Annotated in this window: 8 protein-coding genes; 4 read left to right on the top strand and 4 right to left on the bottom strand. The window is 71.2% G+C overall.

Annotated elements, in window-relative coordinates; translation table 11 throughout:
- Positions 1–83: 83 nt before the first annotated feature.
- The 4 genes from ACLF6P_RS21410 to ACLF6P_RS21425 all read right to left on the bottom strand — a co-directional run bounded on the left by ACLF6P_RS21410 (position 84) and on the right by ACLF6P_RS21425 (position 6,014).
- Positions 84–1,250: an acyl-CoA dehydrogenase family protein gene (locus ACLF6P_RS21410; RefSeq protein ID WP_415952247.1), complete on the bottom strand. Its 1,167-nt coding sequence runs from the start codon at positions 1,248–1,250 to the stop codon at positions 84–86.
- Between the two features lie 41 nt (positions 1,251–1,291).
- Complete coding sequence (locus tag ACLF6P_RS21415; RefSeq protein WP_415952259.1) at positions 1,292–2,212, bottom strand: hydroxymethylglutaryl-CoA lyase; 921 nt, start codon at positions 2,210–2,212, stop codon at positions 1,292–1,294.
- A gap of 89 nt (positions 2,213–2,301) precedes the next feature.
- A complete protein-coding gene (locus ACLF6P_RS21420; protein ID WP_415952248.1) occupies positions 2,302–4,383 on the bottom strand; it encodes an acetyl-CoA carboxylase biotin carboxylase subunit in 2,082 nt (693 codons plus the stop codon).
- 14 nt (positions 4,384–4,397) lie between these two features.
- Entirely contained in the window at positions 4,398–6,014 is a 1,617-nt protein-coding gene (locus ACLF6P_RS21425) for a carboxyl transferase domain-containing protein (protein ID WP_415952249.1), read from the bottom strand.
- Between the two features lie 138 nt (positions 6,015–6,152).
- On the opposite strand from ACLF6P_RS21425, the gene ACLF6P_RS21430 reads away from it, so the two are divergent.
- The 4 genes from ACLF6P_RS21430 to ACLF6P_RS21445 all read left to right on the top strand — a co-directional run bounded on the left by ACLF6P_RS21430 (position 6,153) and on the right by ACLF6P_RS21445 (position 10,082).
- Entirely contained in the window at positions 6,153–6,758 is a 606-nt protein-coding gene (locus ACLF6P_RS21430; RefSeq protein WP_415952250.1) for an SACE_7040 family transcriptional regulator, read from the top strand.
- A 176-nt stretch (positions 6,759–6,934) separates the two neighbouring features.
- Positions 6,935–8,092 (top strand): acyl-CoA dehydrogenase family protein, encoded by a 1,158-nt coding sequence (locus ACLF6P_RS21435; RefSeq protein WP_415952251.1) that lies wholly within the window; start codon positions 6,935–6,937, stop codon positions 8,090–8,092.
- A gap of 57 nt (positions 8,093–8,149) precedes the next feature.
- Positions 8,150–9,022, top strand: coding sequence for an acyl-CoA thioesterase II (gene tesB, locus ACLF6P_RS21440; protein WP_415952252.1), 873 nt, complete (start codon positions 8,150–8,152; stop codon positions 9,020–9,022).
- A 106-nt stretch (positions 9,023–9,128) separates the two neighbouring features.
- Positions 9,129–10,082: a cation diffusion facilitator family transporter gene (locus tag ACLF6P_RS21445; RefSeq protein WP_415952253.1), complete on the top strand. Its 954-nt coding sequence runs from the start codon at positions 9,129–9,131 to the stop codon at positions 10,080–10,082.
- Positions 10,083–10,176: the final 94 nt, after the last annotated feature.

A 10,176-nucleotide genomic window follows, 5' to 3' on the forward strand; every position in this document is an offset into this window, starting at 1 on the left:
AGGTCCGCTTCGGCGGGTCAGCGGCCCCCGGCCGTGCGGCCCGCCGGCCGGGAGTCCGGCCTGTCAGCCGGGAGTCCCGCCTGTCAGCCTGTCAGCCCCAGCTCCCGCGCGATCAGCATCCGCTGCACCTCGCTCGTGCCCTCGCCGATCTCCAGGATCTTGGAGTCCCGCCACATCCGGGCCACCGGGAACTCGTTCATGAACCCGTAGCCGCCGTGGATCTGCGTGGCCTCCCGCGCGTTGTCCACGGCGATCGTCGACGAGTACAGCTTCGCGAGCGCCGCCTCCTTCTTGAACGGCTCCCCGTGCACGAGCCGCGAGGCCGCGTCCCGCCAGGCGAGGCGGGCCGTGTGCGCCTTCATCTCCATGTCGGCGATCTTGAACTGCACGGCCTGGTTGGCGCCGATCGGCTTCCCGAACGCATGCCGCTCCTTCGCGTACTTCACCGACTCGTCCACACAGCCCTGCGCGAGCCCGGTCGCGAGCGCCGAGATGGCGATCCGGCCCTCGTCGAGGATCCGCAGGAACTGGGCGTAGCCGCGGCCGAGTTCACCGAGCAGGTTGGCGCGCGGCACGCGGACGTCGGCGAAGGAGAGCTCGCGGGTGTCCGAGGCGTTCCAGCCGACCTTCGAGTACGGGGCGGCGACGGTGAAGCCGGGGGTGCCGGAGGGGACGATGATCGAGGAGATCAGCGGCTTGTCGGACTCGCTGCGGCCGGTCACGGCCGTGACCGTGACCAGACCTGTGATGTCCGTGCCGGAGTTGGTGATGAAGCACTTCGAGCCGTTGATCACCCATTCGTCGGTCGCCTCGTCGAGCACGGCCGTGGTGCGGGTCCCGCCCGCGTCCGAGCCGGCGCCCGGCTCGGTGAGCCCGAAGGCGCCGAGCATCTCGCCGCTGCACAGCTTCGGCAGCCACTGCTGCTTCTGCTCCTCGGTCCCGTACAGGTGGAGCGGCATCGCGCCGAGCGAGACGCCGGCCTCCAGGGTGATTGCCACGGAGGAGTCGACGCGGGCCAGCTCCTCCAAGGCGATCCCGAGCGCCAGGTAGTCGCCGCCCATGCCGCCGTACTCCTCGGGGAAGGGCAGCCCGAACAGGCCCATACGGCCCATCTCGCGGACGATCTCGTACGGGAACTCGTGCCGCTCGTAGAAGTCGCCGATCTTCGGGGCCACGACATCGTGCGCGAACTCCTCGACGGTGCGGCGGAGTTCCTCGTGTTCGGCGGAAAGACGGTGGTCCAGGGACATCCCTGATCACTCCTTAAGGTCCCTCTTCGTGGGAGGGAGGGTCACTCCTGGTGGGAGAGGGCGCGGACGGTGCGGGAGGGGCTGGGGCGGCCCAGCCGTTCGGCCAGCCACACGCTTGTGGCGGTGAGCTTGGCCAGGTCGACCCCGGTTTCGATGCCGAGGCCGTCGAGCATCCACACGAGATCCTCGGTGGCGAGATTTCCGGTGGCGCTCTTCGCGTACGGGCAGCCGCCGAGGCCGCCCGCGGACGCGTCCACCGTGGTCACCCCGTGCTGCAGCGCTGCGAGCGTGTTGGAGAGCGCCTGTCCGTAGGTGTCGTGGAAGTGCACGCCGATGGTGTCGGTGGGCACGCCCTCCTCGTTCAGGGCGGAGAGCAGCGCCTGTACGTGGCCGGGGGTGGCCACGCCGATGGTGTCGCCGAGGCTCAGCTCGTCGCAGCCGAGGTCCAGGAGGGCCCTGGCCGTACTGACGACCTGGCCGACCGGGACCGCTCCCTCCCACGGGTCGCCGAAGCACATCGACAGATAGCCGCGGACGTGCACCTGCTGTGCCTTCGCGCGGGCGATCACCGGCTCGAACATGGTGAGCGACTCGGCGACCGAGCGGTTGAGGTTCTTCCTTGAGAAGGTCTCGGTCGCCGAACCGAAGACGGCGATCCGCCGCGCGCCGAGCTCCAGGGCGCGGTCAAGGCCCCGCTCATTGGGCACGAGGACCGGGAGGTCCACCCCCTCGACGCCGCTGACCTGCGGGAACAGGGCCTCCGCATCGGCGAGCTGGGGCACCCACCTGGGGTGCACGAAGCTGGTCGCCTCGATGGTGGTGAGGCCCGCGGCGGCCAGCCTGCGGATGAACTCCGCCTTGACCTCGGTCGGTACGGTCGCCTTCTCGTTCTGCAGGCCGTCGCGCGCGCCCACCTCGTGGATCCGGACGCGGGGCGGGAGGCCGTGGCCGGGGACGACCATGGGCAGTGCGCTGTCGTCGGGTGTGCTGCTGTCAGGTGTGCTGCCGTCGCGTGTTCTGCTGTTGCGGGTGCTGCTTTCGGCGGATGTCATCACGCCTCCTCTTCGGCCGGGTTGACGACCGCGAGGATCTGGTCCATCGCGACCGTGGCGCCGGCGGTGACGTCGAGTTCGGTGACGGTGCCGGCGTGTGGGGCGGAGATGACGTGTTCCATCTTCATCGCCTCGACGACCAGCAGCGACTGGCCCGCCGCGACCTCGTCGCCCACGGCGACCTTCACGACGGTGACGGTGCCGGGCATCGGCGCGGTCAGGGCATCGGCACCGGCATGCGCGGCGCCGGTCAGCTCGGCCGCCACCGGGTCGTGGTCCTGGAGGTGCCAGCTGTCGCCGTCCCGCCCGAGCCAGACGCCGTCGGGGCTCGCGGCGCGGCTGAACCGGTGGGTGAGGCCGTCCAGTTCGAGGGTGAGGTGCGTGCGGGTGAGGTGCGTGAGCCGGGCGAGGACGGGGGAGACCTCCTCCGCCGTACCGGCGGGCTGCGGAAAGCGGACCTCGTGGCGGTCCCCGACGGCACGGATGCCGACCGGCACCGGGTCATGGCCCGGTGCCCGCACCGGATGGCTCACCCAGGCCGCGTTCCCGCCCATGCGCCAGCCGCTGGGCACCGAGAACGGGTCCACCCAGCCGGGAGACGCCGCCTCCGCGCTCGTGCCCACCGACTCGGAGGGCACACCCCGCACCCCCGACGGGCCGTGCGGCGCGAGAGCGGCCTGCGCCAGCAGCGCCGCCGCGACGTACACCTCGTCCGGTACGGAGGAGTCGACGAGGCTGTCGACATCCCGCTCCACCAGACCCGTGTCCATCTCCCCGGACAGCACATCCGGATGGGCGAGCAGCCGGCGCAGGAACCCGGCGTTCGTCTGGACGCCCAGCGTCACGGTGTCCGCGAGCGCGGCCCGCAGCCTGCGCAACGCGTCCGCCCGCGTGGCCCCGTACGCGATGACCTTGGACAGCATCGGGTCGTAGAGGCTGCCGACCTCCGTGCCCTGCGAGAGCCCGGAGTCCGTCCGTACGCCGTCGCCCTGCGGTTCGTGCAGCGAGAGCACCGTGCCGCCGGAGGGCAGGAAGCCGCGGGCAGGGTCCTCGGCGCAGATCCGCGCCTCCACCGCGTGGCCGGTGAGGGTGATGTCGTCCTGGGTGAAGGGAAGCGGCTCCCCGGCGGCAACCCGCAACTGCGATTCCACCAGGTCGATCCCGGTGACCAGCTCGGTGACCGGGTGCTCCACCTGGAGGCGGGTGTTCATCTCCATGAAGTAGTACGAGGACGGGTCGCCGCCGGGGACGATGAACTCCACGGTGCCCGCACCCGCGTACCCGCAGGAGCGCGCCGCCTGCGCGGCGGCCTCGCCCATCGCGGCCCGCGTCGCCTCGTCGAGGAGCACACTCGGCGCCTCTTCGATGATCTTCTGGTGGCGGCGCTGCAGCGAGCATTCGCGCTCGCCGAGGTGCACCACGTTCCCGTGGCCGTCCGCGAGCACCTGGATCTCGATATGGCGCGGGCGGTCGATCCAGCGCTCCACGAGCAGCGTGTCGTCGCCGAAGGAGGCCCGCGCCTCGCGCCGGGCCGCGGCGATCTCGTCATCGAGCACCGCGAGGTCCCGGACCAGCCGCATGCCCTTTCCGCCACCGCCGGCGGAGGGCTTGAGCAGGACCGGGGCGCCGATCTCGCGCGCGGCGGCGGCCAGCTCCGCATCGCCCAGTCCGCTTCCCGAGGAGCCGGGCACGACCGGGACACCGGCCGCCTTCACCGTCTCCTTGGCGCGGATCTTGTCGCCCATCAGGTCGATCGCGGCTGCGGGCGGCCCGATGAAGGCAAGGCCCGCCTCCGCGCAGGCCCGCGCGAAGCCCGCGTTCTCGGCGAGGAAGCCGTAGCCGGGGTGCACGGCCTGCGCACCGGTGCGCCGGGCCGCGTCGATCAGCGCGTCCACGCGCAGATACGACTCGGCGGCGGGCGGCGGCCCGATCCGTACCGCCGTATCGGCCTCGCGGACATGGCGGGCGTCGGCGTCCGCATCGCTGAAGACCGCGACCGAGCGGATCCCCAGCGCCCGCAGCGTACGGATCACGCGGACCGCGATCTCGCCGCGGTTGGCGACCAGAACTGTGTCGAACATCGTCAGGGGTCCCCTCACATCCGGAAGACGCCGAACTCGGGGTCACCGAGCGGGGCGTTGGCACAGGCGGTCAGAGCCAGACCCACGACCTGGCGGGTGTCGAGCGGGTCGATGACCCCGTCATCCCACAGGCGGGCCGTGGCGTAGTACGCATTGCCCTGGGTCTCGTACTGCGCCCGGATCGGAGCCTTGAACTCGTCCTCGGCCTCGGCGGGCCAGTCCTCGCCGCGCCCCTCGATCTGGTCGCGCTTGACGGTGGCGAGCACGGACGCGGCCTGCTCGCCGCCCATCACGGAGATCTTCGCGTTCGGCCACATCCACATGAAGCGCGGCGAATAGGCCCGGCCGCACATCGAGTAGTTGCCCGCGCCGTAGGAGCCGCCGACCACCACGGTCAGCTTCGGCACCCGCGTACAGGCCACGGCCGTGACCATCTTGGCGCCGTGCTTGGCGATGCCGCCCGCCTCGTAGTCGCGGCCGACCATGAAGCCGGAGATGTTCTGCAGGAAGAGCAGCGGGATGCCGCGCTGGTCGCACAGCTCGATGAAGTGGGCGCCCTTCTGGGCGGATTCGGAGAACAGGATGCCGTTGTTGGCGACGATCCCCACCGGGTGCCCGTGGATCCGCGCGAAGCCGGTGACAAGCGTCTGGCCGTACTCGGACTTGAACTCCTGGAAACGGGAGCCGTCCACGATCCGGGCGATCACCTCCCGCACGTCATAGGGCGTACGGGAATCCACCGGCACCGCACCGTAGAGCCCGGCCGGATCGACCTCGGGCTCCTCGGCCGGCTCGACGGACCAGGGGAGGGCGTCGCGCTCGGGCAGCGTCGAGACGATGTTCCGTACGATCCGCAGCGCGTGCGCGTCGTTCTCCGCGAGGTGGTCCGTCACACCCGACGTACGCGAGTGGACCTCGCCGCCGCCCAGCTCCTCGGCCGTGACGACCTCGCCGGTCGCGGCCTTCACCAGCGGCGGGCCGCCCAGGAAGATGGTGCCCTGATCGCGGACGATCACGGCCTCGTCGCTCATCGCGGGCACATAGGCGCCGCCGGCCGTGCACGAGCCCATGACCGCGGCGATCTGCGGGATGCCCGCGCCGGACATCCGGGCCTGGTTGTAGAAGATCCGCCCGAAGTGCTCGCGGTCCGGGAAGACCTCGTCCTGCATCGGCAGGAAGGCGCCGCCCGAGTCCACCAGATAGAGGCAGGGCAGCCGGTTCTCCAGGGCGACGGCCTGGGCACGCAGGTGCTTCTTCACCGTCATCGGGTAGTACGTGCCGCCCTTGACGGTGGCGTCATTGGCGACGATCACGCACTCGCGGCCGCTGACCCGGCCGATGCCGGCGATCACACCGGCCGCCGGGGCGTCCCCGCCGTAGAGGCCGTCCGCGGCGAGCGGGGCCAGCTCCAGGAAGGGCGAGCCCGGGTCGAGCAGCGTGTCCACGCGGTCGCGCGGCAGCAGCTTGCCGCGCGCGACATGGCGGGCGCGGGACCGCTCGCCGCCGCCGAGCCGGGCCGCGGCCAGCTTGGACCGCAGCTCCTCGGCGAGGGCGCGGTGCGCCGCCTCGTTGGACCGCCAGGCCTCGGACGCCGGATCGGCGCCGCTGCCCAGTACGGGTGCCTGCTGCATCGTGGTGAGCCCCCTTGCTCCCCGCCCTACGGTGGTTAATGAGCGTTAACCCATTTCCAACAGGTTAACGAGCGCTAACCGCGCTGTCTACAATGACTTCATGAGCAGCGACGTCACACGGCCCGGGGCGGGTACGCGATGAGTACGACGAGGGTGAAGGCCGCGGGCGCGACCCGTCGCGAGCAGATCCTCAAGGAGGCCGCGCGCCTCTTCGCCGAACGCGGTTTCCACGGCGTCGGCGTGGACGAGATAGGCGCGGCCGTCGGCATCAGCGGTCCCGGCCTCTACCGGCATTTCGCCGGCAAGGACGCCATGCTCGCCGAACTCCTGGTCGGCATCAGCGGCCGGCTCCTGACCGGCGGCAAGCGGCGCGTCTCCGAGGTGGAGGGCGAGCCGCGCGACGTGCTCGACTCGCTCATCGAGGGCCATATCGACTTCGCCCTCGACGACCGCCCCCTGATCACCCTCCATGACCGCGAGCTCGACCGTCTGCGCGACAGCGACCGCAAGCTGGTGCGCCAGCTGCAGCGGCAGTACGTGGAGCTGTGGGTGGAGGTCGTACGGAAGGTCTACCCCACGCTGGTCGAGGCGGACGCGCGGGCCTCGGTCCACGCGGTCTTCGGTCTCCTGAACTCGACGCCGCATCTGAGCCGTCCCGGCGCACTGCCTGGGCGGGCGGCCATGGCGGGACTGCTGCACCGGCTGGCGCTGGGGGCGTTCGCGGCCGCGGCCGCGGCCGCGTAGGGGCGCGCGGGCCGAAAGTGCCGGCCGCGGGCGGGCCGGGGACGCGGACCCCGGGCGAGGCGTGACGCACATCTCTGGACGCGCAGGCCAACTGGCCGGTAACCTGAGCAAGCGCTTAGCCAGGGTGCGGCCCTTTGACGAATGTGGGCGCCCCACCGACGTAAAAGGAGACCTCTGTGCGCCGCACCGTATTCAACGAAGACCACGAGGCGTTCCGCGACACCATCCGCGCGTTCATCGAGAACGAGGTCGTCCCGGTCTACGACGAGTGGTACGAGGCCGGCCAGGCCCCGCGCGACTTCTACTACAAGCTCGGCGAGCTGGGCGTCTTCGGCATCCGCGTCCCCGAGGAGTACGGCGGCGCCGGCATCGACTCGCACAAGTACGAGGCCATCATGTACGAGGAGACCGCCCGCGCCGGCGTCTCCTTCGGCGGCTCCGGAGTCCACGTGCTCCTCGGCCTCCCGTACATCCAGATGCTCGCCACCGACGAGCAGAAGAAGCGCTACCTGCCGAAGTTCGTCACCGGCGAGGAGATGTGGGCGCTCGCGATGACCGAGCCGGGCACCGGCTCCGACGTCGCCGGCATGAAGACCACCGCCAAGCTCAACGAGGCGGGCACCCACTACGTCCTCAACGGCGCCAAGACCTTCATCACCGGCGGCGTGCACGCCGACCGCGTCGTCGTCTGCGCCCGCACCTCCGCCCCGCGCGAGGACGACCGCCGCTTCGGCATCTCCCTGTTCGCCGTGGACACCAAGTCCGCCGGCTACTCGATCGGCCGCAAGCTCGACAAGCTGGGCCTGAAGACCTCCGACACCGCCGAGCTGGCCTTCGTCGACGTCGAGGTCCCCGTCGAAGACCTGCTCGGCGAGGAGAACAAGGGCTTCTACTACCTCGGCAGCAACCTGCCCTCCGAGCGCTGGGGCATCGCCTTCGGCGCCTACGCCCAGGCCAAGGCCGCGGTGAAGTTCGCCAAGGAGTACGTGCAGGAGCGCACCGTCTTCGGCAAGTCCGTCGCCTCCTTCCAGAACACCAAGTTCGAACTGGCCGCCTGCCAGGCCGAGGTGGACGCCGCCGAGGCCGTCGCCGACCGCGCCCTGGAGGCCCTGGACGCCGGCGAGCTGACCCCCGCCGAGGCCGCGTCGGCGAAGCTCTTCTGCACCGAGGTCGCCCACCGCGTCATCGACCGCTGCCTGCAGCTGCACGGCGGCTACGGCTTCATGAACGAGTACCCGATCGCCCGCCTGTACGCGGACAACCGCGTCAACCGCATCTACGGCGGCACCAGCGAGGTCATGAAGTCGATCATCGCGAAGGACATGGGCCTGTAGGGCCACCGACAGGATTCGCACAGGACTCGCATCCGGACCCGCATCAGGACTCGCGACTTGAACGAAGAACTGCAGGGCCTGCTCGATCTGCTCGACCTTGAGCGGATCGAGCAGGACTATTTCCGCGGCCAGTCGCAGTCCGCGCTCGTGCCCAGGGTCTTCGGCGGGCAGGTCGCCGCCCAGGCCCTGGTCGCGGCGGGCCGCACCGTGCCCGAGGGGCGCGGCGCGCACTCGCTGCACGCGTACTTCCTGCGCACCGGCGACCCCGGCGCGCCCATCGTCTACGAGGTCGACCGCATCCGCGACGGCCGCTCCTTCACCACACGCCGGGTCGTCGCCGTCCAGCACGGCAAGCCGATCTTCCACCTCTCGGCCTCCTTCCAGTCGTACGAGGAGGGCCTGGAGCACCAGGCGGAGATGCCGCCCGCGCCCGAGCCGGAGAGCCTGCCGACGGCGGCCGAGATGCTGCCGCGGTACGCGGATAACTTCATCGACCCGAGCGTCGTGGACCGCATGATCAAGGCACGCGGCGCGGTCGACCTGCGCTACGTGGACGCCCCGCCGTACGGAACCGTCGGCGAGCCGCGCGCACCGCGCTCGCAGGTCTGGTTCCGGGCCAACGGCAAACTCGACGACGATCCGCTGCTCCACGTCTGCCTCGCCACCTACGTCTCCGACATGACCCTGCTCGACTCGGTGCTCCTCGCGCACGGCCGCGGCGGCTGGACCGTGGGCGACGTGGTCGGCGCCTCCCTGGACCACGCGATGTGGTTCCACCGCCCGTTCCGCTCCGACGAATGGCTCCTCTACGACCAGGAGTCCCCCTCGGCCTCCGGCGGCCGAGGCCTCGGCCAGGCCCGGATCTACACCCAGGACGGGCGGCTGGCGATCTCGGTGATCCAGGAAGGTGTGGTACGGGTACCGCGCTGAGCACCTCCGGCCCGTGCCGGCACCTCTGGCCCCTGCCGGCACCTCCGGCCCCTGCGAACGCGAGGCCGACCGCGCACAGAACTCATACCGGACATACCGTCGCTGCATGAGCGAGCACGCAGCCCCGCCGGAGAAGTCCGAGTCGACCGGCACGGTCATCGTGGCCGTCCTCGTCAACCTCGGAATCGCCGTGGCGAAAGCGATCGGCGGAGTCATCAGCGGCTCCAGCGCCATGCTCTCCGAGGCAGCCCACTCCCTCGCCGACACGGTCACCGAGACGATGCTCCTCGCCTCCCTCAAGGCGGGCGGGAAACCGGCCGACGACGCACACCCTCTCGGCTACAGCGGCGCCCGCTATGTCTGGGCGATGCTCGCCGCCGTCGCCACCTTCGTCGGTGGTGGGGTCTTCGCCGTGTACGGCGGGATCCACACGCTCACCCACGGCGAGGAACCGGGCGACCCCCTGGTCTCATACATTGTCCTGGCCGTCGCCTTCGCCCTGGAGGCCTCCTCCCTGCGCGTCGCATGGCGTCAGGTGAGCCGCGAGGCGCGACGCCACCGGGTGGGCGTGAAGCGGTACGTCCGCTGGACCCCGGACACGGCCGTCAAGGCCGTCTTCCTGGAGGACAGCGCCGCGCTCATCGGCCTCGCACTCGCCGCGGGCGGGCTGCTCGGCGGCCAGCTCACCGGCTCCGGGGTGTACGACGGCGTCGCCTCGATCCTGATCGGGCTGCTCCTCGTGTGGGTCGCGTGGGTCCTGGGCCGCAGCAACGCCGAACTCCTGATCGGCCGCTCGCTGCCCCCGCGGATGCGTGAGGAGATCCGCGCCGAACTCCTCGCCGTACCGCATGTGCTGCAGGTGATCGACCTGGTCACGCTGGTGCAGGGCCCGGGCGAGGTCCTCGTCGCGGCGAAGGCGGACTTCCGCGACGTGGTCACGGCGGCGGACGTGGAACGTTCCTGCGAGGAGGCGGAACGCCGCCTGCGCACCCGCTTCCCCGCAGTGCGCCGGGTCTTCATCGACCCGACGCCCTCGGCGGAGCAGATGCGGCAGGCCTAGGGGGTGTCTTCGCCGCCCCCCCGCGCCGGGCTCCCGCGCCGGGCTCCCGCGCCGCGCCTCCCGCGCCGGGCTCCCGCGCCGGGCTCCCGCGCCG

Origin of the sequence: Streptomyces lothianensis (genome assembly GCF_047779955.1) — a bacterium.
Lineage (GTDB): Bacteria > Actinomycetota > Actinomycetes > Streptomycetales > Streptomycetaceae > Streptomyces.